The organism is Alkalihalobacillus alcalophilus ATCC 27647 = CGMCC 1.3604 (genome assembly GCF_000292245.2).
Taxonomy (GTDB): Bacteria; Bacillota; Bacilli; order Bacillales; family Bacillaceae_D; genus Alkalihalobacillus; species Alkalihalobacillus alcalophilus.
Genome location: NZ_ALPT02000005.1, coordinates 20,804 through 45,326, shown reverse-complemented (window position 1 = coordinate 45,326; position 24,523 = coordinate 20,804). Strand labels below are relative to the sequence as shown.

Below are 24,523 nucleotides of genomic sequence, written 5' to 3'. Positions count from 1 at the left end.
TAGCTTTTTTCTATTTACTCAGTTTAGAAGGAAAAGTCTTTATCAATGCAGATACAGCGTAGTTTATTTTACATATGTAAGTGGAGGGCGAGTTTTTTAACCAGCATCGTCCAATTTATGTAGATGTTTTTATAAAAAGGAGAGTATGTGAAGAGGTTCAAACGGTAAAAATGAAAATAGGGAGGTGAATGACAATGGCGACTGATGTATTATGTGAAGTAAACAACTGTGTTTTTTGGGATAATGGAAATCGGTGTAGTGCCGATAAAATTTATGTGGTTAGTCATAAAGGAAAAAAAGCGAACAAAACTGAAGAAACAGACTGTAAAACGTTCGAGCCAGAACATATGGGATAAGTTTTTTCAAAATTGAAAGCGATTTTCCTGCATCGTTACAAAATGATCTCGTCCATTAGAATGTGGTGATCATGTTATATTCATCAGCAAAGTCTATGCTCAAGACGAATTTAATGATGAATTGAAAAGGAAGACCTTGTTAGGGGGAGGAGGATGTATCTCCCCCTACTTATAATATTGATTATCATTATCAATATTATACATATTATGTCCAAGTAAAATCAAATTCAGTATAAACATTATTCCTTTTGTAATGATTTATAAAATTGGCCTTTATCACGATAATCTGTAACAATTCGTTTCATCTCTTTTTTATCTTCTTCATTAATTTCACGAATGACTTGCGCTGGTCGACCGAATGCAAGCGTGTTAGGTGGAATTCTTTTACCTGGAGGGACTAAGCTACCAGCTCCAATAAAAGCGCCTTCTCCTATTTCTGCTCCATCTAAAATCGTTGATCCCATCCCGATTAAAGCTCCTTTTTGAATGATACAGCTATGTAACATGACTTGATGTCCAACGGTTACTTCATCTTCAATAATTAACGGTTTATTTGGACTTTGATGCAGCATGGATTGATCTTGAATATTGACACGTTCACCAATGATAGTCGGTGCGACATCTCCACGGATGACCGTTTGAAACCAGATACTTGACTCTTCTCCAATGACAACATCTCCTGTTATCGTAACATAATCAGCAATAAAGGCTGACTTTGCGATAACAGGTTTTTTTCCTTTGTAAGCGTAAATCAATTCATTCATCTCCTTTGTCTTTTTACAGAAAAACGATATACTTATTTTATCATTTCTTACACTAGAATGAGGAAAAGTTGAACGGTTTCCTAATGATTAAAGAGATGACCGTTCATAATAAAAAAGAAAAACCAAAATGAATGACCTGTGATGCTTGCATTCATGAGTTAGAGAGGGGAAAACTAAAATGTGGACCTATTTTATAGAGGATTCAAGAGCAACAATCGTCATTGTTCACGGTGCTGGCGAACATCATGGTCGTTATGAATGGTTAGCCAATAAATGGAATGAACATGGGATTAATGTCGTAATGGGGGATTTACCTGGTCAAGGAAGAACGAGAGGGAAAAGAGGGCATATTAATAGCTTTTCCCAATACCTTGATTCTGTTGATGAATGGGTGAAAGAAGCGGAAAAACAAGAAGTACCCGTTTACTTATTAGGACATAGTATGGGTGGACTTGTTGCGATTCGATATATGATGGAGAAAAAAAACAATATAATAAAAGGATTAATGTTATCTTCCCCATGCTTAGGTTTATACAAGCCACCATCACAAGGAAGAGAAATGATGTCAAAGGCCCTACATCGTGTAAGTCCTTCATTAACCGTTAACTCAGGCATTAATTCGTCTCTTGTAACAAGAAACGAAGAGATTCGAGAGCTATATATGAGGGATGAATTACGAGTGTCAAAGGTATCTGTAAGATGGTATCGAGAGCTTAGTAAGGCAATGCATTTGGCGATTCGTTATCCAGAAAAGATGCCAGATATTCCGCTTGTTGTTATGCAGGCAGGTGATGATAAAATTGTGAGTAAATATGCTGTGAAGGATTGGTTTGATAGTTTGGACATAGCGGAGAAAGCGTATAAAGAATGGAACGGGTTTTATCATGAAGTATTTAACGAGCCTGAGCGTGAAGATGTATTTCGATATGCGGTTGGCTTTATGAATTTATGGGAGGATTAAATTGTTCAATAAATTTTAAAGCTTGATTGATTGTTGCCGGACTTATTTTATGCTAACGTAATGAAGAAGAAAAAGGAGGATAAATTTTGAAAGTTCCGACGCAACCAATCCCACTAATGATGAATATTTTTAGGGATGTTCTTCCGACTGTCCATCGTTATTATGATCAATGGAAGGAAAGAGCCAAGTCCATTCCTGACCCCGAATTAAGAGCACAAGCATTAGATGCCCTTGAGAGAAAAGAGTTTCATTGTGAAGGTGGCGGAATCTATGGACTACTTGCCCGCGATCGTTTTGATGAATTAATTCAATTTATCATTGCTTATCAAATTATGTGTGACTACTTAGACAATCTATGCGATCAAAGTGATTATTTAGATCCAAAAGACTTTCGTTCCTTACATAATGCCTTGCTCGCTGCCTTAACTCCAGGCGAACCTCTAGTGAATTATTATCAATATCGAATTGAACAAGAAGATGGTGGTTATTTGCATGAGCTGATTGAAACATGTCAGCACATTTTAGTGACCTTTCCTTCTTTCCGAATGGTTCAAGAAAATATGCTTGAATTAAGTCAATTATATGGAGATTTACAAGTGCATAAGCATGTTGTAAAAGAAGAGAGAATTCCGAGGTTAGAGGCTTGGTTTAATGAACATAAAGAGAAAATGCCGGAAATGACATGGTTTGAATTTTCTGCCTGTACCGGTTCGACTTTAGGGGTTTATACGCTCGCGACTTATGCAACAAAGGAAGGTCTAACATCAGAGCAAGCGGATGTGATAAAAGCTGGGTACTTCCCATGGGTTCAAGGTGTCCATTTACTACTAGATTATTTTATCGATCAGGAAGAAGACATCGCTGACGATGAATTAAACTTCCTCTTTTATTATGAGAATGAAGAGCAAATGATCGAACGTTTTCAATATTTTGTACAAAAAGCAGAAGAGAGTTTATCAACATTACCTGATCCGAAATTTCATCGCCATATTTGGCGTGGAATTATCGCGATTTACCTTTCAGATGAAAAAGTTCAAAAAAATAAAGAGTTAAAAAAGAAATCAAAACAAATGATAAAAATGGGGGGACTCCCTTCGTTGTTGTTTTATTTAAATAGCTGGATTTACCGGCGTGATAAATAATGGAGATAGGCAAAAATGTCTATATACAGGGCCAGGCTTAAAAGATCATTTTTAAGTGGTCTTTTTTTTGTAGAAAGAAAACAGTGGCGAATAAAAGTTGAGAACGGGCGAGAATAAGTACGAAAGAGGAAATGTTTCTGATAGATAGGGAAAGTGAACCATACAAAAGCCTGGACAATCACGTATTAGACGTCATGTCCAGGCTTCGTTCGGATTTTAGGTTCATTTAAACTTTTGATTCTGTATATCCATTTACAAGAACATCAAGTTCGCCGGTTTCAGGACTTATAACTAAGCCGTGAACAGGTACATTAGCAGGTAAAAGTGGATGTCTCTTGACCATATCGACACTATTTATCACGTTTTCTTCTACACTTGAAAAGCCAGACAAGAATTTTTTGACATCGACACCAGCATATTCAAGTGGCTCAATCACATCTAAATCAACACCGCGGTCTTTGGCATTTTCTAATAAAGTCGCTGATTCGAGACCAGTCATTCCGCAGCCATGGTGACCGATGATTAATATTTCTTCTGCTTGTAATTGATACAAAGCCACAAGAATGCTTCTCATAATTGAACCGAATGGGTGAGAAATCACAGCACCTGCATTACGAATAATTTTAGCATCTCCATTTTTTAAATCCATGGAACGGTGTAATAATTCCACGAGTCTAGTATCCATACAAGTTAAGATAACTAACTTTTTATTAGGGAACTTCGTCGTTTGATATTCCTCATATTGCTTTTTTTCAACAAAAGTACGATTGAAAGTCATAATGGTTTCTAGTGTCGTTGTCAATAAAATCACTCTCCAATTCATTTAAAAAGATTTAGCTCATTCCTTATATTTTCGAGCTAGCTTGTCAAAATGTCAATACATCAAAAAAAGCAAAATTAGGAAAATCTTACCTTTTTTCAATCGCAACAATAAATGGTGGGTCATTTTTTTGATTGATAAAGCGATAATTCAACACATGGGCTTCATTTTGATCAAGATTCGTAACAAAATTTAGAATCGAATCACGTTCTAATTTTCCCTCTTTATGCCCATGGTAAATGACAAGTACAATTAACCCCTCTTTTGGCATACACTTGAGCAACTGTTGAATGGCTTTTAATGTTGATTCTGGTTTGGTCACGATGGTTTTATTACCACCGGGTAAATAACCTAAATTAAAAATCGCTGCCTTTATATGAGGAAGGTGAAGAGTTGGAACCACTTCTTCAAAAATTTCATGCCCTTGTTGAAATAAAGTGACCCGTTCTTCCAAACGTTCGTTCTTTACTTTTTCGGCTGTTTGTTTAATCGCTTCTTCTTGAATATCAAAACTATAGACATGTCCAGTACTACCTACTAATTTCGCAAGTGTGATTGTATCGTTGCCTTTTCCAGCTGTACAATCAATGGCGATATCCCCTTCTTTTAAGGCTTGAGCTAAAAGGTTCCGAGCAAATGGTAAAATACCTGCTATTCTCATGAGGTTCACTCCTAATTTTGAAAAAAATCATCTCTTGTGGTTTGAACAATCTGCGAAACGGCTTTAAGCTATTTCTCTTCTAGATAGTACTTTCCTTGCCAACTGTTACGCCGCAATAATTCCTTTTCAATCGCATTAAGAACTGTCCACTTTCCAGTACTCCACATTGGGCCAATCATTAGTTCACCTGGCCCATCACCGGTTAGACGGTGGACAATCATATTCGGGGGAAGAATTTCTAATTGATCAACGACGACATTCACATAGTCCTCTAAAGTCATGAGCTTTAAAAGCCCTTTTTCAAATTGCTTGACCATCGGTGTCTTTTTGAGCAAATGAAGCAAGTGGATTTTGATTCCTTGGACATCTAGTTTGGCCACTTCTTTAGCGGTTTCGACCATCATCTCCGTCGTTTCAAGTGGCAGTCCATTAATAATGTGGGCACAAACGCGAATGCCATGTTTTCTTAATTTATCGACACCTTCTACATAACATTGATAATCATGAGCACGATTGATGAGCCGCCCTGTTTTATCATGAGCGGTTTGTAAACCGAGTTCGACCCAAAGGTAAGTGCGCTCATTTAGTTCTGCTAAATATTCGACCACATCATCCGGTAAACAATCCGGTCTAGTTGCAATTGATAATCCGACGACACCTTCTTGCTGTAAGATAACTTCATAATAACTTTTTAATGTTTCAACGGGTGCATACGTGTTTGTATATGCCTGAAAATAACCGATATATTGACCTTCTTTCCATTTACGATGCATTCGTTCTTTAATAGTTTGAAATTGAGTAACTAAATCATCTTCACGATTGCCGGCAAAATCACCTGACCCTCTCTCACTACAAAAAGTACAACCGCCAAATGCGACTTTTCCATCACGATTAGGGCAGTCAAATCCAGCATCTAATGGAACCTTAAAAACTTTTGTACCAAAATGTTCGCGTAAATGTTCATTCCAACTATAAAATCGTTTTGTTTGGAAACGAGCAGGTGCATTTCTTTTCACATGTTTCATGTATCTATTCATCCTTTATTAAACGCTCAAATTCATTTCTCTCTCCGTATTTTAGCACGGCCTCATAAGAGAACCAACTAACAAAAAAATCAATTGTTATTTTTAAGATTCTACTATAGTATTAGTATTTAGAGTGTCGAAGGAAACAGAGCAACTAGAGTGATGAAAAAACTCATAAATGGATTAAAAGGTTTGGTTATTCAACAGAATAGAAAATAGCTAAGGGAGAGAGTAAGTTGCCCAAATCACTTTGGTTTTTATTAGTGGCTGTTGCCGTGCAAATAACAGGGGCTTCTTTTTTATGGCCTTTAAATTCGTTAATTATCCATCAAGAGCTAGGAAAATCGTTGACGGTTGCGGGTCTTATATTATTTATCCATTCAGGTGCTGGTGTGTTAGGAAATATGACAGGTGGGAAGTTATTCGATAAAATTGGAGCGTATAAAACGATTTTATTAGGGTTAAGTATTGCTGTGCTCGCGACTTTTGCCCTTGTCTTTGCTCATGCGACTGTTCTCGGTTATACGCTTTGTTTAATTGGGATAGGTTATGGAGCAGGAGCAACTTTCCCTGCGATGTATGCATTAGCAGGGAGCATTTGGCCAGATGGTGGTCGTAAACCATTTAACGCGATGTATGTTGCTCAAAATTTAGGAATTGCTGTAGGAACGGCCTGTATTGGACTTATTGCCTCGGTCGAACTGACAACCGTTTTTTATGCGAATGCGGTCGTGTATGTATTTGTTCTCCTTTTTGTTGCGGTTACTTTTAGAAAAATTGAAACGAAACAAGAGACGGGGGCAACTGTTTCTCTTAAAGCAGCAACTGTTAAGAAGTTAAGCAAACAAGTGTATTACTCATTAGGATTAGTGCTCGTCAGCTTTTTTATTTGCTGGGTCGCGTATACGCAGTGGCAAGCCAATGTCTCCGTGCATTCACAAGATTTAGGCTTGACATTACAACAATATAGTATGTTTTGGACAGTTAATGGGCTTATGATTGTATTAGCTCAACCGATCTTGTCTATATTTATTAAAAAGTGGGTCACTACCTTAAGAAGGCAAATGGTTGTGGGGATTTTTTTGTTTTTTGTCTCATACGTTGTTTTATCACAAGTCGATTTTTTTGCTGGCTTTATGGTCGCCATGATTATATTGACAGTTGGAGAAATGTTCTTTTGGCCAGTTGTCCCAACGATTGCTCATAAACTCGCCCCTAAAGGAAAGGAAGGAGCTTTTCAAGGGATTGTCAACAGCGTGTCAACAAGTGGAAAGATGGTTGGGCCGTTGTTTGGTGGTTTATTAGTCGACCTGTATTCTTTTCAGATTATGATTTATGTTCTTTTGGGCTTTATATTGGTGGCTATTTTTACGGCAAGTATTTACGAAAGGCCATTACAGACAAAAAACAAGCAAAAATTTGAGCAAAATGAAGAAAATTCCGTATATGATGCTTGACAGGTGGGAATCCAATTCATACAATACAACTAATAGAAAAAAGGCGTTTGAAAAAAAGGACCAGTAACTATTACCTGGAAAAATCAGAGAGCTGTCGGTTGGTGCGAGACAGTCAAAAGGAATAGCGAACTCCCCTTTTAGTCTTGAGGATGAATGAAAAGTAATTCTCAACGGGTCATACTCGTTAAAAATGCGAAAGTGAGCAAAAGCTATTTTTGCTAATTTGGGTGGTACCGCGGGAATCAATTCAAACTCTCGTCCCTGACAAAGATGTCTTGGGATGAGGGTTTTTTCTATTTTGGAAAAGCGTTCCCTAAGATATTGAATAATAAAAATGAGCAAGACCATGATAAACACGTCATGGAGAATGAGATTTCATTTAGCTAGACCTGTTAGAAGCTCGAGAAAAATCGGTTCGTCTTATGAAGTCAAAAAGCGACTTCAGAAGCCTGCCCACAGGACGTGGGTACAAGGCGTTGCGGCAGGATGACGCGAACTTAGCGTTGATCCTTGCCCACAGGACGTGGGTACAAGGCGTTGCGACAGGACGTCGCGAACTTAGCGTTGATCCTTGCCCACAGGACGTGGGTACAAGGCGTTGCGACAGGACGTCGCGAACTTAGCGTTGATCCTTAATATTCTCGCTTCTGGGCAAACGGACTTCGCTTTTTATTTTAAGGAGGAAAAACAATGTCTTTTTCACATCATGAAATTGAAAAGAAGTGGCAACAATTTTGGGAAGAAAATCAAACGTTCCAAACTACCGAAGATAAGGATAAAGAAAAGTTTTATGCATTAGATATGTTCCCATTTCCATCAGGGGCTGGTTTACATGTCGGTCATCCAGAAGGGTACACTGCAACGGATATTTTATCGCGTTTTAAAAGAATGCAAGGATATAATGTCCTTCATCCGATGGGTTGGGATGCCTTTGGATTACCAGCGGAACAGTATGCATTAGATACAGGGAATGATCCAGCGGAATTCACGACGAAAAATATTAATACATTCCGTCGTCAAATTAAATCATTAGGGTTTTCTTATGATTGGGAACGTGAAGTTGCAACAACAGATCCAGATTACTATAAGTGGACTCAATGGATTTTCTTAAAGCTATATGAACATGATTTAGCTTATATTGATGAAGTGGCCGTGAACTGGTGCCCAGCATTAGGAACGGTTTTAGCAAATGAAGAGGTCATCGATGGGAAAAGTGAACGGGGAGGGCATCCAGTAGAAAGACGTCCGATGAAACAATGGATGCTTAAAATTACCGCCTATGCTGATCGGTTAATCGATGATTTGGAAGAATTAGATTGGCCAGAAAGCATTAAAGAAATGCAACGTAACTGGATTGGTCGCTCTGAAGGGGCTGAAGTTACGTTTAAGATTGTGGATTATGATAAAGAAGTGACTGTGTTTACGACGAGACCAGATACATTATTTGGAGCCACCTATATGGTCCTTGCTCCTGAGCATAAATTTGTTGAGGGGATTACGACCGACAGCGAACGTGCAAATGTTGAAGCTTATAAAAAAGAAGTCGCTTCTAAAAGTGATTTAGAGCGTACGGAACTTTCTAAAGAAAAAACGGGTGTTTTTACTGGTGCTTATGCAATTAATCCAGCCAACGGTGAAAAAATTCCCGTTTGGATTGGCGACTACGTGTTAGCGAGTTATGGAACAGGAGCAATTATGGCTGTTCCAGGTCATGATGAGCGTGATTATGAGTTTGCTAAAACATTTGATCTACCGATTCAAGAAGTTGTGGCAGGAGGAGATGTAACGAAAGAAGCATATGTTGGCGATGGAAAACATGTAAATTCCGATTTCTTAGATGGGTTAGGGAAAGAAGAAGCGATTTCCAAAATGATTGACTGGTTAGAAGAAAAAGGACTTGGCACGAAGAAAGTAACGTATCGGTTACGTGATTGGTTGTTTAGCCGCCAACGCTATTGGGGGGAGCCGATACCAATTATTCATTGGGAAGATGGTACAATGTCCCCGTTAAAAGAGGAAGAATTGCCATTAACTCTTCCTGTAATGTCTGAAATTAAACCTTCTGATACAGGAGAATCCCCACTTGCCAATAATCTAGAGTGGCTAGAAGTGGTTGATCCAAAGACAGGCAAAAAGGGACGTCGTGAAACCAATACGATGCCTAACTGGGCGGGAAGTTGCTGGTACTATTTAAGGTATATTGATCCCAAAAATAGTGAGGCCTTAGCGGATCCAGAGAAATTAAAACAATGGTTGCCGGTGGATATTTATATCGGTGGTCAGGAGCATGCGGTTCTTCATCTTTTATATGCCCGTTTCTGGCATAAATTTTTATACGATATCGGTGTTGTCCCAACTAAAGAGCCATTCCAAAAGCTTTATAACCAAGGCATGATTTTAGGGGAAAACAACGAAAAAATGAGTAAATCAAAAGGGAATGTCGTAAATCCGGATGAAGTCGTGGAGAGTCACGGGGCAGATACGTTACGTTTATACGAAATGTTCATGGGACCATTAGATGCATCGATTGCTTGGTCTACGAACGGTCTAGATGGTTCAAGACGTTTCTTAGACCGAATTTGGCGCTTATTTATTAATGAGCAATCAGGTGATTTAAGTGAAGCGATTCAAGATTGTGTCGGTTCTGATCCGTTAACTCGTGTTTATCATCAAACAGTAAAAAAAGTGACGGAAGACATTGAAGGTTTACGATTTAATGTCGCGATTTCCCAATTAATGGTGTTTATTAATGAGGCTTATAAACAGAAGGAGCTTCCAAAGGAAATTATGGAAGGTTTTGTGAAATTGATTGCTCCAATTGTGCCACACTTAGCAGAAGAATTATGGCATAAGTTAGGTCATGAAGGAACAATTGCTTATGTGGAGTGGCCAGAATATGATGAAAACTGGTTAGTTGAAAATGAAATTGAAGTGGTTGTGCAAATCAATGGAAAAGTAAAAGCTAAACTTGTGATTCCAGCTGATGCAGACCGTGAGCAAATGCAAGAATTAGCTTTAGAAGATGATAAAGTGAAAGCGGCGATAGAAGGTAAATCGGTACGCAAAGTTATTGCAGTCCCTGGAAAATTAGTTAATATCGTCGTTGGATAAATAAAAAAACGTGTGCTGGTTTTGAGGCTAGTACACGTTTTTTGTTTGTTTTTTGGGATGGGGAATTACAGTGTTTCGGAGGCGGGAGAGGGAGATAGGAGGTTAGGTTGCGAATCATGCGGGATAGGTAATGAAAAGTTATGCTAAGTCAAATTAGGGTGCGAAAAGAGCGGGATAAGTAATGAAAAGCTGTGCTGTGTTAAATTAGGGTGCGAATAAGGTGGGATAGGTAATGAAAAGCGGAGCTGAGTCAAATTAGGGTGCGAATAAGGTGGGATAGGTAATGAAAATTAGTGCTGAGTAAATTAGGGTGCGAAAAGAGCGAGATAAGTAATGAAAAGCCGAGCTGAGCCAAATTAGGGTGCGAATAAACCAGGATAAGTAATGAAAAGCCGAGCTGAGTCAAATTAGGGTGCGAAAAGAGCGAGATAAGTAATGAAAAGCCGAGCTGTGCCAAATTAGGGTGCGAATAAACCAGGATAAGTAATGAAAAGCCGAGCTGAGTCAAATTAGGGTGCGAATGCGAATAAACCAGGATAAGTAATGAAAAGCTGAGCTGAGCCAAATTAGGGTGCGAATAAACCAGGATAAGTAATGAAAAGCCGAGCAGAGTCAAATTAGGGTGCGAATCATGCGGGATAGGGAATGAAACTCACAGCCAAGGGGGGGAAGGTTACAAATAAAAAGAAAGTGGGCGAAACTCGAGTAATAAAAAATACACGTCACGAAATTGTGACGTGTATTTTCATTAACTTTTTACGCGTTCAGCAGCTGATTTCCCAGCGGTATATCCGGTTGAAAAAGCACAGGTAATGTTGTAACCACCGGTATAGCCATGAATATCGAGTACTTCGCCACAAAAATAAAGACCATTCTTTTTACGGGAATGCATCGATTTTGGTTCGATTTCTTTTACTGAAACGCCTCCACCTGTGACAAAGGCTTTTTCTATTGACAAGGTGCCGTTGACTTGGATTGAAAACTGTTTAGTGGCAGCTGCTAATTTACGAATGTCTTCATGTGATAGACTTGCTGCGGTTAGACTAGCATCAATATTTAAATACTCAAATAAAAACGTTAAAAATCGCTCAGGTAAAAATCCTTTGAGCACATTCCGAACGGATTTTTTTGGCTCATTTTTTAGCTGCTTAATTATATTCTGAAAAACTTCTTCCTGATGCATGGACGGCATCAAATCGATTTGCATTTCGACTGTAGGTGTCTTGAATTTTTTTAAGGCTTTGACAACAAATTGACTACAGCGTAAAACGGCAGGACCAGAGAGCCCAAAATGGGTAAATAACATGTCACCCTCATGAGTAATAATCGTTTTTCCCTTTGGGTTGATAACGGAAAGCTCAATATTACGTAAGGCTAGACCTTGTAATGTTTTGTTTTGAATAAATGGTTCATTGGATGTGATGGGAACTTCCGTTGGATATAGTTCGGTAATCGTATGACCCGCTTTTTGGGCCCATGGGTATCCATCCCCTGTACTTCCTGTATGCGGAACCGATTTACCACCAGAGGCGATAATTACATTTTTTGTTTTGACTATGCTTCCATCTTGCAAATGAACAGCGTGAACTTTTTCATCGTCAAAAAGAATGTCGTTTACTTTACAGTTTGTACGAACTTTTACTCCTAATGTAATCATTTTATTTATTAAGGCATCAACAACCGTTTTGGCTTTATCACTTACTGGAAACATTCGTCCGCGATCTTCTTCCTTTAACTTAATCCCTAAATCCTCAAAAAAAGTAATGATGTTTTCATTATCAAATATAGAGAATGGACTATGCATAAATTTACCGTTTCCAGGGATATGTTCAATTAGCTGTTTTCTTTCCATTCGGTTGGTTACATTACAACGCCCTCCGCCGGAAATGGCTAATTTTCTTCCTAACTTATCGCCTTTATCAATTAATAAAACTTTTGCTCCATATGTAGAAGCAGCAACGGAGGCCATTAAACCAGATGGACCACCGCCGATTATGATGACATCATACATTTCTTTCACCCTTTTATTTATGAGCCAGGTTATTTTTCATACATAAACGACTATGCTCAAATTAATATCGTTCTTAATCATATCATCAGAATGAACCTTGAGCTATCCTTACATACATCTTTTGATGGATTTGTCATTTTATATGAATAGATCGACTGTTCTTTATAAAAAATAGGATCATCAAATAGGTAAGGAGTTAAAAATGTGAGAGTTCACCTTTGGCTTCTGTTTTTCTTTGTCATCGTTTTTCCTTTTATGTATGCAAAAACTGTTAATGCTTATTGGAAGCCAACATATGATGTAGTCATTGATGTAGGACACGGTGGAGTGGATGGAGGAACAACGATTAAAGGAATTCTTGAAAAAGAAATTAATCTTCAATTTGGATTAGAATTATATAAAGAATTAAAAGCTGACTCCTACCACGTGGCCATTACACGTATTCATGATTACGCTTTAAGTGATGATTATATTGGAAGAAAAACGAGTAGGCATCAAAAGGACTTGTTACAGAGGACGATGATCGTTAATTCTTTAAAGCCGAAAATTTTTCTTAGTTTACATGTGAATTGGGCGAAAAACAATCGAGCCCACGGTCCAGTTGTCATTTATCAAAAAAGCGATAAAAGTTTATTTTTAGCTGAGGTTATCCAAAATCATTTAAATCGTTATTATCAAACGGAGCGGAATCCGATTAAAGGAAAAAATTATTATTTGATGAATCATACGGAAACGGCCTCTGTTATCGTAGAGTTAGGTTTTTTAAGTAATTGGAATGATCGAGTGATGTTGTTAGATGAACAAAAAAGAAAAGAGATTGTTAACACTATATCAAGTGCCCTTGAGGAGTATTTTACGTTAATTTTAATTGATGAAGTGGAATGATGGTCGATTAAGAATTCAAAATCTGCCCTTAGCTTGTTGACTAATCCTCATTTTTAAGGTGGTCGGCAAGCTTTTTTACGTTGAATTAAAGAATGAGCCACCTTTTTTTATTGGCAGCTTTCTTCTCTCTCCACCTGAATTTATTTGAAAAGAAGAAAGTTCAGTAGTATAGTCAAAGATGTATAAAATGTATAACAATGAAGTGCTCCATAAATAAAAGGAAGTTGAGGCAATAAAAATGTTAATCAAACAAAGTATTCAAACCAATAACCGTGATGAAATGATTGATGTAACAAAAGCAATTGAAAAACTTGTTTCCCAGTCAAAAGTGAAAAATGGTTTAGTTACTGTTTATTGTCCGCACACGACAGCTGGTATTACGATAAATGAAAATGCGGACCCGGATGTTAAGCATGATATGTTAATGAGATTAGACGAAGTGTATCCATGGTTGCATTCAAAATATCGTCATATGGAAGGCAATTCCGCCGCTCATTTAAAGGCAAGTACGGTTGGTAGTTCTCAAACGATCATTATTGAAAAAGAAAAACTTATTTTAGGTACTTGGCAAGGCGTTTATTTTTGCGAATTTGATGGACCACGTCATCGTACTTACTATGTGAAGATTATGGAAGGATAATCTCATTTAAATATTTTAATCGACAAGGGTATCGAGAGAAGCATAGGAGGAACGGATGGCAGATTCAAAATTATTACGTGGAACGATGGTGTTAACCGCGGCAACATTGATTTCAAAAATCCTTGGTTTTATTTATATTATTCCTTTTAATCATATAGTAGGTTCGGATGGAATTGGTCTGTATCAATTTGGTTATATTCCGTATACGGTGATGCTTAGTTTAGCAACGGCTGGAGTTCCTCTAGCGGTCTCAAAGTTCGTCTCTAAATACCAGGCATTGGATGACTATGAAACAGGTTATCGTCTTTTTCGCTCAGGCTTAATCTTAATGTCGATAACAGGCTTTATCGCCTTTTTACTTTTGTTCTTATTGGCTCCAATTATGGCTCCATATATTTCCCCTGAAGCCGCAGCTGGGATTGATAAATTTACATTAGATGATATCATTTTTGCGATTCGAATGGTTAGTTTTGCTTTGATTGTAGTACCTTTAATGGCGATTATACGTGGGTATTTTCAAGGCTTTCAGTCAATGGGACCAACGAGTGTTTCGCAAGTTTTGGAACAAATTGTAAGAATTTGTTTTATTTTGGCGGCCGCTTTTTTAGTGATGAATGTTGGCAATGGCAACCTGGTACTAGCTGTAGGATTTGCCACATTCGGAGCCTTTGTAGGAGCGATTGGTGGTTTAGTTGTTTTAATTTATTACTGGTTTAAACGGAGAAAAGCAATTATCGAGAAAGTTGAGTCTACAAAAGTTCGCCACGAAATGAAACTAAAGGATATGTATAAGGAATTAATCTCTTATGCATTGCCTTTATCCTTTGTTGGTTTGGCTATTCCTTTGTTTCAATTTATCGATTTATTTACTGTAAAGGCTGGATTGAGTGCAATTGGATTTGAAGAGGCTAATTCTTTCTTTGGGATTTTTACTGGAACAGTTCATAAGGTCGTGCTTATTCCAATGGCACTCGCAACAGCATTATCGATCACGCTCGTTCCGACGATTACAAAATCGTTTACGAATAATGATCAAATCACTTTACAAAAACAAATTACGCAAACCTATCAAATCATTTTGTTTATTTCTTTCCCGGCTGCTGTTGGGATGGCGACATTAGGGGAAAGCATTTATATTTCCCTTTATGGTTATGACAATGAGGTATTAGGTGGGGCGATTTTAAGTTCTTATGGTCCGATTACGCTCTTATTTTCTCTTTTTGCTGTAACAGGTGCAATTTTACAAGGAATGAATCGCCAAAAATTTGCCGTTATCGCGTTAATTATTGGATTATTGTTTAAGTTGGCTACGAACTATTTGTTTATTATCCTTTTTGGAGAATATGGAGCTATTATTTCTAGTTATCTAGGTTTTCTTGTGGCGATCGGGATTAATGTCTGGGCGATTGGACATTATGCTAATTTTCATTATGGCTTTATTTTAAAAAGGTTGCTCCTTATTTCAATCTTTTCTGGAGTTATGGCAGTTGGTGTTTGGATTGTTAATGAAGGGATGCAATTATTCTTCCCTTTAACGAGCCGATTTAATAGCTTTCTAGTCATGCTTGTAGGAGTAGCAGTGGGTGTAATTCTTTACTTCTTTTTAGCGGTTCGCTCGCGTTTAGCAGGTCAAATACTCGGAGACCGATTTGATTTATTAAATTATAAAAAACAGCGTCATCGTGAATGAACAACGAAAATCTTGTAAAATTACAGCGCCCCTTCATCAGAAGGGGCGTAAAATATACATTTTGGTAAAAAAATAGACATTTGTTGACAGGGAATGGCTCTTTTGAATTAGAGGAACGTTTGCTATAATTAAGCTTGCAACGCACTAGCGATACATAGAAAAAAGGCTAGGGAAAGTTGGGGATGAAATGAAATACTCTTTTTGGAAAGATAATGATTGGACTTTAATTATAACCATACTCCTGTTATCAGCTTTCGGCCTTCTTATGGTTTTTAGTGCAAGCTATGTGTTAGCTTATACCGATCAGAATCTTCAAGACCCCTATTATTTTATCAAAAGACAGGTGATGTGGTTTGGCTTGGCGTCACTCGTATTTTTATTTGTGATGCATTTCCCCTATCGTTTTTATCGGAAATTATCCGTAATCGTTATTGTCGTTTCGATTATTTTATTAATTTTAGTAAAGATGCCAGGTATTGGTCATACGGTAAGTGGTGCTGAACGTTGGATTCGCTTGCCTGGGTTAGGTGTCATTCAGCCTTCAGAGTTTGTAAAGCTCGGGGTTATCATCTACTTGGCTCAAGTTTATACACAAAAACAAGCTTACATTGATAAATTTTTAACGGGCGTAATGCCTCCGCTTATTATGGTCGGTGTGATTTTTGGTTTAATTATGTTGCAACCAGATTTAGGAACAGCGACATCGATCATGATTGTGGCGATTTTACTTGCCTTCTTTTCAGGGGCGAGATTTCGTCATTTATTTGGACTCTTAGCTGTAGGAGCCGTCCTGTTTATCTTTTTTGTTCGCTCTGAAGATTATCGAATGCAGCGAATTACTTCCTTTACGGATCCCTTTGCAGAAATGTGGGGGGATGGGTATCAACTTATTCAATCTTATATTGCTATCGCCCATGGTGGCTTAAGTGGAACAGGTCTTGGGCAAAGTGTGCAAAAGCTGCTTTATTTACCAGAAGCCCATACGGACTTTATTTTGGCGATTATTGCAGAAGAATTAGGGATTTTCGGTGTGTTATTTGTTTTTATTTGTTATTCGATTATCATTTTCCGTGGAGTTGTAATTGGGACAAGGTGTAAGTCCCCATTTGGAAGTTTGCTCGCTTTTGGGATATCTTTTCAATTGGCGATTCAAATTGTCTTTAATGTAGGAGCGGTTACAGGCCTATTACCGATTACAGGTGTGCCTCTTCCATTGCTTAGTAACGGAGGCTCTTCGCTACTTGTAAGCTTTATTGGTTTAGCGATTGTTGCAAATATCTCGAGAAATAATATAAGACAACAACGGTTAAAAGGACAACTGGACGAACAAGTTCCAGCTTAAGATAGATTGTTAGTTGTTTCAATTGGAGGAGACAATGAAAGAGCAAAAATCAAGCCTACAACAAATTGATTACACAACGTTGTTTTTGTTGTTTGTGCTTATGTGTTTTAGTTTATTAGCGATATATAGCGCGGCAGGTCAATATAGTGTCGATCCTATGTATTATGTACAAAGACAATTGATGCTTTATGCGGCTAGTTTTGTCGTAATGGGCGTAATGATGGTTCTTGATTATGATTTGTTTAAGAATTTTTCGGCTCCATTATATATTGTTGGAATGATTTTATTAGTACTTGTTGAGACCCCTTTAGGAATTGAACGCAATGGAGCGACGAGATGGTTGAATTTAGGAGTGACAACGATTCAACCTTCTGAGTTAATGAAGGTGTTTGTCGTACTTGCTCTCGCCCACCTTTTATACAAAATTACAGTGGCTAGACGAAGTTATGATATTAAGACGGATTTAATTATCTTAGCAAAAATTTTAGCGGTCGGTTTGCCACCATTCTTTTTAGTATTACAACAACCAGATTTAGGAACGGCACTTGTAATAGCCGCTGTCATTGCTACGATGATTATTGTTTCGGGAATCGGTTGGCGCATTATCTTAGCATTAGTCGCATTAGTCGTTTCTGGATTGGGAGCACTTATTTGGCTTCATAATAACCATTTTGAGCTTTTTAACATTTTTATTAAAGATCATCAGTTGAGTCGGATATATGGTTGGTTAGACCCCCGTGGTACAGCAAGTGGCGAAGGATTTCAACTGGTTGAAGCATTAAAAGGAATTGGTGCTGGACAGCTGTATGGTGCTGGCTATTTGCAAGGGGTCCAAACACAAAGTGATCGGATCCCTGAAATTCATACCGATTTTATCTTTACCGTAATTGGAGAGGAATTTGGTTTTATTGGAGCGACCATTTTACTTGTTACTTATTTCTTGTTATTTTACCGGATGGTTATCATTGCTTTAACGTGTAACAATTTATATGGAACTTATTTAGTTGCTGGTATTATCGGTTTAATGGTGTTTCAAATTTTCCAAAATATTGCGATGACGGTTGGTTTAATGCCGATTACTGGACTTGCTCTACCTTTTATCAGTTATGGAGGTAGTGCCCTTTTGACGAATATGATTGCAATGGGTATCGTCATGAATGTCAACATGAGAACAAAACATTATATGTTTGAAAGTGATGAATTGGAGTAGAGTTGCTAATCAAAAGATTAACAGCTCTTTCTTTTTCATCGACTGAAAAGGAGTGAATGATTTTGAATGTGATTGTTGGCTCAGGGAGACTGGCTGAAACATTATTATCCTTTTGGAGAGAGAACGAGACGGTCGCTATATATAGTCGGAATGAACAAACCGCTTTGCAACTACAGCAGAGGTATTCATTTGCTCGTTATTGGTCAAAAGAAGAGTTAAGAGCAGCGACGAGACTTTTTCTTTGTTTGCCTAAAGAAGGGTATGCTGATTTTTTTGCTGAAATGAAGGGTGTTTTACAAGCAGATGTTGAAATTATTCATATGGCAACCGCTTTAATGAGTGCCGAAGTGCGAAAATGGTGTTCTTTTGATAAAATAATCGCATGTAAATTAGCTGGTCATGCAAAAGAGGCTATGGCTCAAAAAGAAATGACGCTCGTGCTTCCAAAAGAGAGTGCGTTTTTTGAAAAAACGCTAAAGCAATTATTTTCTTCAGAAGTACGGATTGTGATTGGGACAGAGAGTGATACCAAAAGAGCGAATCAGCTTGCGACTAAAATGACTTTGCAATTGATTCAATCATTTGAACAACAATGGCAGGAACAAGGTTTACCACAGGAATTATTTGAAAGTAGTGCAAAACAAATCATCTCTGGCGTGAATAAAGCCTATTTTACAGGTGATTTGGGAGGCTTTGCGAAAAAGATTAAGGAACAATTAGAACAGGAGAAAAGCAATGATTCGATTAGATAAACTACTGGCGAATATGGGCTATGGCTCAAGAAAGGACGTCAAACTGCTTTTAAAAAAAGGGTTTGTGAAAATAAATGGTAGCTTAGTAAAAGATGGAGCAGCTAAAGTGGAGCCGAGTCGAGATGAAGTTGTAATTGGTGATGAGGTTGTCACGTATAAACCAAATATTTATTTTATGTTAAATAAACCAAAAGGAGTCATTTCAGCAACAGAGGATGACGAGCATAAAACAGTGATTGATTTATTATCAGCTGATGAAATTCGTATTTATGAACCATTTCCGGTAGGGAGGTTGGATAAGGATACAGAAGGCTTATTGTTAATTACAAATGACGGAAATTTCTCACATTCACTCATGTCTCCGCGAAAACATGTGGAGAAAACTTATATAGCAAAAATAAAAGGAAAAGTGACAGAAGAGGATATTGAAGCCTTTGCTAAGGGGGTTAAATTGGAAGACGGTTATGTAACAAAACCAGCTGATTTAACGATACTTGAAGCAGGTTCTTATTCACAGATTTCTTTGACGATAACAGAAGGGAAGTTTCATCAAGTTAAACGGATGTTTATCGCGGTTGGAAAAGAAGTGGTTGATTTAAAACGAATAAAAATTGGTAAATTGGAATTAGACCAAACGTTAAAACCTGGAGCTTACAGAGAATTAACAGGACAGGAAATGGAGTGGCTCATAGAACGGTGAAACCCAGCCTCTACAATAAGACTGGGTTTCTATACCTGATATAATTATGATATGCGGATCTTCTTTTTTGTAACGCTCCATTTTCCTCGTGTAGGACTTTCAACAAGCTTGTTATACTCTAATACGTTTAAATCTCGTTGGATCGTCCGTTGCGTAATCCCGAACTCTTCAACCAATTCATTCGTCGTGACGGTTCCCCTTTGTTTGATGTAGAGGTAAATGGATTTAATACGAGTCAGCATACGATCAGTTGAAGTATTCAAAAAATCACTCCTTCTTTCTTAATTAAGTCGAGTCTTTACTAAAATGTGTATGTAGCAAGTGGCTACGACATGCAGACTGATGACTAATTGACCGGAAATTAGTGACAAGGGATACTGATTACACGTCTTCCCAAGTTGCTACTTAAAACAAAGCAACCGGGTGTTCCATAATAATAAGAAAATTCTCTGTTAAGACTATTAGAGCATGGTGTAGGGATATGGAAATGTAAATATTGATTTAGATTGAAATTAAACATCAATTTCCCTCGTTTGCTTATAGTGTACACTATTTTTAAAAAACAATCAAAAGTTTTGATATATTGACTGACAAGGAGATTAAAAATGTCAACAATAAATTGGTTAAATGAAGCAAAAAATAGACAAGAAGATCTGATTACTGAAACACAGAAATTCCTTCAAATCCCAAGCATATTAAAGGAATCAACAGCTAATGAAACCCAGCCATTTGGTCAGCAAATTGATGAAGCATTACAGTATTTATTAAAAATTGGGGAAAAAGATGAATTTTTTGTAAAAAATGTGGATGGTTACGCTGGAATCATTGAATTAGGAACAGGAACGGAAATGATCGGTATCCTGTGTCATTTAGATGTTGTTCCAGCGGGTAATGGTTGGAGCTCTCCTCCGTTTGCTGCTCAAATACGTGATGGGCGTATTTATGCAAGAGGGGCGATGGATGATAAAGGACCGACGATGGCCGCGTATTATGCAATGAAAATCATTAAAGAGAGTGGCTTAGCTTTATCTAAAAGGATTCGAATGATTATTGGAACCGATGAAGAAAGTGACTGGCGCTGTGTCGATTATTACCGTCAACATGAGGAAATGCCGAGCTTTGGAATTGCACCAGATGCCGATTTTCCGATTATTCATGCGGAGAAAGGCTTACTTGATTTGAAACTAAGTTTTGAAAAAGAAGAAGCGAGCTTAGCAAAAATGAAGGAGTCGCAAATGGTTTTACAAACCTTTCGAGCAGGGGAACGTTTGAATATGGTTCCTGATTATGCGGAAGCGATTTTAGTCGTGAAAAGTGAAGTGGAGCAGCAATCCGTGTGTGCCCAGTTTGAACAATGGCTTAAACAAGAAAAACATATTGGTTCATATGAAATCGTAAAAGATGAAGTTCGAATATCGATAAAAGGAATCTCTGCCCATGGCTCTACACCAGAAAAAGGAATCAACGCGGCAAAAATTCTTGCTCCTTTTTTATTAAAATGGCCGGTGCAAAAGCGTGCTAAAAACTATTTGTCGTTTATTACTCAGCAACTTGACGAGAGAGGAGAGGCTTTAGGGATAGCTGTAAGTGATCGTATTTCCGGGGCTCTGACGGTGAATGCGGGAACATTTAGCTTTGAACAAGATGAAGATGCGACAGTGGGGTTGAATATTCGTTGCCCAGTTGAAGTCGAATTAAATGAAGTATTTTTTAAGTTGAAAAATACATTAGAGACGTTAATGGTACAGTGTGAGATCAAAAGCAAAATGGAAGCGAATTATGTGGCAGAAGATGAACCAGAAATCAAAATTTTACAAAATGTATATGAGCGGCAAACTGGTGAAAAAGCGACATTACTTTCAACAGGTGGGGCCACATATGCACGTGCCTTAAAAAAAGGAGTCGCTTTTGGGGCCCAATTTCCAGGAAGGGAAGATCTTGCCCATCAGAAGGACGAACATATTCTTATTGATGATCTCATCAAAATGACGGCCATCTACGCAGAGGCTTTTTACGAATTGGCGAAATAATGAATGAAGGGGAGTGGTGTCTCTCTCCTTTCACTTTTATAATATTTAAAAAGGCTGAACCCTCAAAGCTCATTTTCATGATTTTTGGGACAGCCCGCTTATATGGAATTCACTTACTATTGGCATAAATTCTGTGTAGAGAGCGCTCTCTGCAAGTGAAGTAGAACGATAAATTCTATAAAAATCTTATTCTTGTTCGAAATCAAACAAATCGGTTGATAAATAACGTTCGCCTGTATCACAAGCAATCGCCACAACGATTTCATCTGGAGATAACTTTTCAGCTACCCTCATCGCGGCAAAACAAGCAGCACCTGAAGATGGCCCAACTAATATTCCTTCTTTTTTAGCGAGCTCTCTTGTTGTTTGATAAGCATCCTCATCTTCAATTTTAAAAATGTCATCATAAACATTTTGATTTAAAATCGGTGGAATGAATCCAGGGCTCGTTCCAACTAATTTGTGTGGACCCGGTCTGCCACCTGATAAGACTGGTGAGCCAGCTGGTTCAACAACATGAACGGTACATTTAGGGTAAAATTTCTTTAACTCTTCACCAGTTCCTGTAATCGTACCACCTGTGCCGGAAGCGGCAATAAAAGCTGATAAAGGTTTCTGGAGCTCGTCCATTGCTTCTTTAATTTCAATAGCCGTTGTTTGACGGTGGGCATTTGGATTGGCTTCATTTTCAAATTGCATGGGCAAAAAACTATCTTTAATTTCATTATGTAACTTATACGCTTTATCAATCGCACCGGGCATCTTTTTATCACCTTCAGTTAAAATCACTTCAGCTCCGTATGCTTTTAATAAATTGATTCGTTCCTTTGACATTGTATCAGGCATCACAATAATCGCACGGTATCCACGAGCCGCAGCGTTCATTGCTAAGCCGATGCCTGTATTTCCGGATGTAGGCTCAATAATAGTGGAGCCAGGCTTCAAGTGACCATTTTGTTCGGCTTCCACAATCATTTGGCAAGCAGCTCGATCTTTTACACTGCCGCTCGGGTTTTGCATTTCCATTTTTAAATACACGGTCGCACCATTTGGATTTGTGATCCGGTTGAGGCGAACTAAAGGTGTTTCACCTATCAATTCGGCCATATTTGAAACAACTTTCATATTTTCACTTCCTCTTTTATTCAGTCCTTTTATTTTATCATACGTAAAAGGGGATGTTCAAAAAGAGTTAGGTTAAGGATAGTGTATAGATGTTATAAAAAGCTTAGTCGTGGAGGGTAAAATGAACTTAAAACATTATTTTATCGGGATTGACCTACCAGCTGAGATCAAATCAGTGCTTAATCAGTATACACAATCGTTAAAAGATAGTTACCCGTTTCAAAGATGGGTTCATCCTGAAGATTATCATTTGACTCTTTTTTTTCTGGGAGCTTGTGAGGATGAAAAGAAACAAACTTTAATCAATCAACTCTACTTAGAGATAACTCAACTAGCTCCATTTCAGCTGACGTTAGGGAAAGCTGGAACCTTTGGTCAAGTAGCTAAACCACGTATTTTTTTTAAGGATGTTTTAAAGGAATCCGCTTTAGTTAATAACCAACAGCTTATCGCCAATATATGTGAACGATTTGATTATGAAGTAGATAGGCGCCCGTTTGCTCCTCATATTACACTGGCAAGGAGGTGGGATGCTTCCTTTGACTATGAGCCACCGTCAAAACTAGAAAAAATATGGAGCTGGTCTGTAACCGAATTTTGTTTCTTTCAAACGAATATAAAGAGAATACCTAAATATGAAGTGATTGCGACTTTTCCCTTAAAAAAATCTATTGAAGGAAGGAAAGATTGGCCGATATAATAGGTAAACTTTAAAAGACAGAGATATCGCTCGATTGAGGGAGGGAGCCTATGGCTCATTTAGTAAAGTTATCTGATTATGTTTCTCGTTACCAAATTGATTTAAATCATTACTCAAGCCAATTTACTCGGATGAAAAAAGAGCGTTGGTATTATATTAAAGCTGAATGGGAACAAGCTCAAAATCGTTTAGAAGAAATCGAACCAGATGAAGCACCACAACAAAAGCTTCTTAATAAATGGTTACAGCATCCCATTTGGAACTCGATAAAATCGTGGAAAATAAAAGAAGCCCCTTTTTTAGAAAAAGATGATTTTAGGTCATTAGACGATTCGTTACAGAAAAAAAGACAGGAATATTTAAATTCGGTGTTTGAATCACAAATAACATGGGCAAGCTCATCTTTAGGTGAACGTTCTAATTTGGATGAAGGTTTTTTCCAGGATAAATGGCTGAAGCAATTCTGTATTGATATTCCGGAAAACTATTTTCTCTTTTATGAACCGATTTTTTATCTCAAAAATGCAGAAATTGAATTTGAAATTCTCCTTATAAGCCCAACTGAAATTCTATGCCTGACGATTCTAAATGGTGAAGATTTAAGTGTATTTGAAGCAAGTTCGGAGCGGTTTTGGATAGAGTATATTCATAAAAAAGAAAAAAAGGCTTAGTCCGTTATTGGAATTAACACGGATGGAAAAAATTGTCCAGCAAATTATAAAGCAAAAAAACTTACATACGGAAATTCGTAAAGTCGTACTATCGCCAAATAGTATTATTGATAATAAACTAAAAGGCTCAAAGGTTGAGTTTGTCGATAAACGTAATTTTAAGCTATGGAAAGAAAAGTTAATTAAACACCCGTCTCCATTAAAAAAGTCACAGTTTCAAATTACGAGTACACTTCTCTCTTATTGCCAGACAAAGGTGATGGAAGATGGAGAAGAGGTTGAAGAGATTACGGAGACTGAAAAGTGAATATTATTCTTGAAAAGCTTCACGAAAATCTTTATAATAACTTGGTATGTGTCATTTATTAGATATGTGAAAAAGGGTTTTAATATCCCGGCAGTAGGGAATTGATGGAAAATATAGCTAGGTTAAAGACTCCTCCTTCATTATGAACGCATAATTAGGAGGA

Annotated in this window: 23 protein-coding genes and 1 other annotated feature; of the genes, 16 read left to right on the top strand and 7 right to left on the bottom strand. The window is 37.7% G+C overall.

The window, feature by feature from the left end:
• Window positions 1–194 precede the first annotated feature (194 nt).
• Window positions 195–356 (top strand): DUF1540 domain-containing protein, encoded by a 162-nt coding sequence (locus tag BALCAV_RS21430; protein WP_003323840.1) that lies wholly within the window; start codon window positions 195–197, stop codon window positions 354–356.
• 239 nt (window positions 357–595) lie between these two features.
• Here the strand turns inward: BALCAV_RS21430 and BALCAV_RS02280 are convergent, their stop codons facing one another.
• Complete coding sequence (locus BALCAV_RS02280; RefSeq protein WP_003323839.1) at window positions 596–1,111, bottom strand: gamma carbonic anhydrase; 516 nt, start codon at window positions 1,109–1,111, stop codon at window positions 596–598.
• A 187-nt stretch (window positions 1,112–1,298) separates the two neighbouring features.
• On the opposite strand from BALCAV_RS02280, the gene BALCAV_RS02275 reads away from it, so the two are divergent.
• Window positions 1,299–2,081 (top strand): alpha/beta hydrolase, encoded by a 783-nt coding sequence (locus tag BALCAV_RS02275; protein WP_003323838.1) that lies wholly within the window; start codon window positions 1,299–1,301, stop codon window positions 2,079–2,081.
• Between the two features lie 86 nt (window positions 2,082–2,167).
• Entirely contained in the window at window positions 2,168–3,223 is a 1,056-nt protein-coding gene (locus BALCAV_RS02270; protein ID WP_003323837.1) for a tetraprenyl-beta-curcumene synthase family protein, read from the top strand.
• 226 nt (window positions 3,224–3,449) lie between these two features.
• Here BALCAV_RS02270 and BALCAV_RS02265 read toward each other — a convergent pair whose 3' ends face one another.
• From BALCAV_RS02265 to BALCAV_RS02255, 3 genes are all read right to left on the bottom strand, one after another.
• Complete coding sequence (locus tag BALCAV_RS02265) at window positions 3,450–4,001, bottom strand: beta-class carbonic anhydrase (RefSeq protein WP_407920843.1); 552 nt, start codon at window positions 3,999–4,001, stop codon at window positions 3,450–3,452.
• 130 nt (window positions 4,002–4,131) lie between these two features.
• A complete protein-coding gene (locus BALCAV_RS02260; protein WP_003323834.1) occupies window positions 4,132–4,704 on the bottom strand; it encodes a class I SAM-dependent methyltransferase in 573 nt (190 codons plus the stop codon).
• A gap of 68 nt (window positions 4,705–4,772) precedes the next feature.
• Window positions 4,773–5,729, bottom strand: a complete 957-nt coding sequence (locus tag BALCAV_RS02255; protein ID WP_003323833.1) for a TIGR01212 family radical SAM protein — start codon at window positions 5,727–5,729, stop codon at window positions 4,773–4,775.
• A 236-nt stretch (window positions 5,730–5,965) separates the two neighbouring features.
• Between BALCAV_RS02255 and BALCAV_RS02250 the strand changes: the two genes are divergently transcribed.
• Window positions 5,966–7,186 carry an MDR family MFS transporter gene (locus BALCAV_RS02250; RefSeq protein WP_003323832.1) on the top strand — a complete coding sequence of 407 codons (1,221 nt, stop codon included), beginning with the start codon at window positions 5,966–5,968 and terminating at the stop codon, window positions 7,184–7,186.
• Window positions 7,187–7,223: 37 nt separating this feature from the next.
• Window positions 7,224–7,452 (top strand) — a binding site (T-box leader).
• A gap of 424 nt (window positions 7,453–7,876) precedes the next feature.
• Window positions 7,877–10,297: a leucine--tRNA ligase gene (gene leuS, locus BALCAV_RS02245; protein ID WP_003322746.1), complete on the top strand. Its 2,421-nt coding sequence runs from the start codon at window positions 7,877–7,879 to the stop codon at window positions 10,295–10,297.
• Between the two features lie 748 nt (window positions 10,298–11,045).
• Here leuS and BALCAV_RS02240 read toward each other — a convergent pair.
• Window positions 11,046–12,308 (bottom strand): BaiN/RdsA family NAD(P)/FAD-dependent oxidoreductase, encoded by a 1,263-nt coding sequence (locus BALCAV_RS02240; RefSeq protein ID WP_003321175.1) that lies wholly within the window; start codon window positions 12,306–12,308, stop codon window positions 11,046–11,048.
• A gap of 204 nt (window positions 12,309–12,512) precedes the next feature.
• Here BALCAV_RS02240 and BALCAV_RS02235 point away from each other — a divergent pair, with 204 nt between their 5' ends.
• From BALCAV_RS02235 to BALCAV_RS02205, 7 genes are all read left to right on the top strand, one after another.
• On the top strand, window positions 12,513–13,193 hold the full coding sequence (locus BALCAV_RS02235) for an N-acetylmuramoyl-L-alanine amidase family protein (protein WP_003321174.1): 681 nt from the start codon (window positions 12,513–12,515) through the stop codon (window positions 13,191–13,193).
• A 238-nt stretch (window positions 13,194–13,431) separates the two neighbouring features.
• Complete coding sequence (locus BALCAV_RS02230) at window positions 13,432–13,833, top strand: secondary thiamine-phosphate synthase enzyme YjbQ (protein WP_003321173.1); 402 nt, start codon at window positions 13,432–13,434, stop codon at window positions 13,831–13,833.
• 55 nt (window positions 13,834–13,888) lie between these two features.
• Window positions 13,889–15,523: a putative polysaccharide biosynthesis protein gene (locus tag BALCAV_RS02225; RefSeq protein WP_003321172.1), complete on the top strand. Its 1,635-nt coding sequence runs from the start codon at window positions 13,889–13,891 to the stop codon at window positions 15,521–15,523.
• 187 nt (window positions 15,524–15,710) lie between these two features.
• Window positions 15,711–16,865 (top strand): putative lipid II flippase FtsW, encoded by a 1,155-nt coding sequence (ftsW, locus tag BALCAV_RS02220; protein WP_003321171.1) that lies wholly within the window; start codon window positions 15,711–15,713, stop codon window positions 16,863–16,865.
• 34 nt (window positions 16,866–16,899) lie between these two features.
• Entirely contained in the window at window positions 16,900–18,075 is a 1,176-nt protein-coding gene (gene rodA, locus BALCAV_RS02215) for a rod shape-determining protein RodA (RefSeq protein WP_003321170.1), read from the top strand.
• A 68-nt stretch (window positions 18,076–18,143) separates the two neighbouring features.
• Complete coding sequence (locus BALCAV_RS02210) at window positions 18,144–18,827, top strand: NAD(P)-binding domain-containing protein (RefSeq protein ID WP_235213063.1); 684 nt, start codon at window positions 18,144–18,146, stop codon at window positions 18,825–18,827.
• Window positions 18,811–19,527 carry a pseudouridine synthase gene (locus tag BALCAV_RS02205; protein ID WP_003321167.1) on the top strand — a complete coding sequence of 239 codons (717 nt, stop codon included), beginning with the start codon at window positions 18,811–18,813 and terminating at the stop codon, window positions 19,525–19,527. The genes BALCAV_RS02210 and BALCAV_RS02205 overlap by 17 nt, the downstream gene beginning before the upstream one ends.
• Before the next feature lie 44 nt (window positions 19,528–19,571).
• Here the strand turns inward: BALCAV_RS02205 and BALCAV_RS02200 are convergent, their stop codons facing one another.
• Entirely contained in the window at window positions 19,572–19,790 is a 219-nt protein-coding gene (locus tag BALCAV_RS02200; protein WP_003321166.1) for a DeoR family transcriptional regulator, read from the bottom strand.
• Between the two features lie 342 nt (window positions 19,791–20,132).
• Between BALCAV_RS02200 and pepV the strand changes: the two genes are divergently transcribed.
• On the top strand, window positions 20,133–21,557 hold the full coding sequence (gene pepV, locus BALCAV_RS02195) for a dipeptidase PepV (RefSeq protein WP_003321165.1): 1,425 nt from the start codon (window positions 20,133–20,135) through the stop codon (window positions 21,555–21,557).
• A gap of 186 nt (window positions 21,558–21,743) precedes the next feature.
• Here pepV and cysK read toward each other — a convergent pair whose 3' ends face one another.
• A complete protein-coding gene (gene cysK, locus BALCAV_RS02190) occupies window positions 21,744–22,682 on the bottom strand; it encodes a cysteine synthase A (RefSeq protein ID WP_003321164.1) in 939 nt (312 codons plus the stop codon).
• A 121-nt stretch (window positions 22,683–22,803) separates the two neighbouring features.
• Here cysK and thpR point away from each other — a divergent pair, with 121 nt between their 5' ends.
• Genes thpR through BALCAV_RS02175 form a run of 3 tightly spaced genes read left to right on the top strand, consistent with a single transcriptional unit; the run spans window position 22,804 to window position 24,360 of the window.
• The gene (gene thpR, locus BALCAV_RS02185; protein WP_003321163.1) at window positions 22,804–23,382 is read left to right on the top strand and encodes an RNA 2',3'-cyclic phosphodiesterase; all 579 of its coding nucleotides are present in this window, start codon (window positions 22,804–22,806) and stop codon (window positions 23,380–23,382) included.
• A gap of 50 nt (window positions 23,383–23,432) precedes the next feature.
• Window positions 23,433–24,053, top strand: coding sequence for a hypothetical protein (locus BALCAV_RS02180; RefSeq protein ID WP_040323398.1), 621 nt, complete (start codon window positions 23,433–23,435; stop codon window positions 24,051–24,053).
• 22 nt (window positions 24,054–24,075) lie between these two features.
• Complete coding sequence (locus BALCAV_RS02175) at window positions 24,076–24,360, top strand: hypothetical protein (protein ID WP_040323397.1); 285 nt, start codon at window positions 24,076–24,078, stop codon at window positions 24,358–24,360.
• Window positions 24,361–24,523 lie beyond the last annotated feature (163 nt).

What these genes read in the sequence shown, in the direction of transcription:
- BALCAV_RS21430 (WP_003323840.1), top strand. Translation starts at nt 195, where the DNA reads ATGGCGACTGATGTATTATGTGAAGTAAACAACTGTGTTTTTTGGGAT.
- BALCAV_RS02275 (WP_003323838.1), top strand. Translation starts at nt 1,299, where the DNA reads ATGTGGACCTATTTTATAGAGGATTCAAGAGCAACAATCGTCATTGTT.
- BALCAV_RS02265 (WP_407920843.1), bottom strand. Translation starts at nt 4,001, where the DNA reads ATGACTTTCAATCGTACTTTTGTTGAAAAAAAGCAATATGAGGAATAT.
- BALCAV_RS02260 (WP_003323834.1), bottom strand. Translation starts at nt 4,704, where the DNA reads ATGAGAATAGCAGGTATTTTACCATTTGCTCGGAACCTTTTAGCTCAA.
- BALCAV_RS02255 (WP_003323833.1), bottom strand. Translation starts at nt 5,729, where the DNA reads ATGAAACATGTGAAAAGAAATGCACCTGCTCGTTTCCAAACAAAACGA.
- leuS (WP_003322746.1), top strand. Translation starts at nt 7,877, where the DNA reads ATGTCTTTTTCACATCATGAAATTGAAAAGAAGTGGCAACAATTTTGG.
- BALCAV_RS02240 (WP_003321175.1), bottom strand. Translation starts at nt 12,308, where the DNA reads ATGTATGATGTCATCATAATCGGCGGTGGTCCATCTGGTTTAATGGCC.
- BALCAV_RS02230 (WP_003321173.1), top strand. Translation starts at nt 13,432, where the DNA reads ATGTTAATCAAACAAAGTATTCAAACCAATAACCGTGATGAAATGATT.
- BALCAV_RS02225 (WP_003321172.1), top strand. Translation starts at nt 13,889, where the DNA reads ATGGCAGATTCAAAATTATTACGTGGAACGATGGTGTTAACCGCGGCA.
- ftsW (WP_003321171.1), top strand. Translation starts at nt 15,711, where the DNA reads ATGAAATACTCTTTTTGGAAAGATAATGATTGGACTTTAATTATAACC.
- rodA (WP_003321170.1), top strand. Translation starts at nt 16,900, where the DNA reads ATGAAAGAGCAAAAATCAAGCCTACAACAAATTGATTACACAACGTTG.
- BALCAV_RS02205 (WP_003321167.1), top strand. Translation starts at nt 18,811, where the DNA reads ATGATTCGATTAGATAAACTACTGGCGAATATGGGCTATGGCTCAAGA.
- pepV (WP_003321165.1), top strand. Translation starts at nt 20,133, where the DNA reads ATGTCAACAATAAATTGGTTAAATGAAGCAAAAAATAGACAAGAAGAT.
- cysK (WP_003321164.1), bottom strand. Translation starts at nt 22,682, where the DNA reads ATGAAAGTTGTTTCAAATATGGCCGAATTGATAGGTGAAACACCTTTA.
- thpR (WP_003321163.1), top strand. Translation starts at nt 22,804, where the DNA reads ATGAACTTAAAACATTATTTTATCGGGATTGACCTACCAGCTGAGATC.
- BALCAV_RS02180 (WP_040323398.1), top strand. Translation starts at nt 23,433, where the DNA reads ATGGCTCATTTAGTAAAGTTATCTGATTATGTTTCTCGTTACCAAATT.
- BALCAV_RS02175 (WP_040323397.1), top strand. Translation starts at nt 24,076, where the DNA reads ATGGAAAAAATTGTCCAGCAAATTATAAAGCAAAAAAACTTACATACG.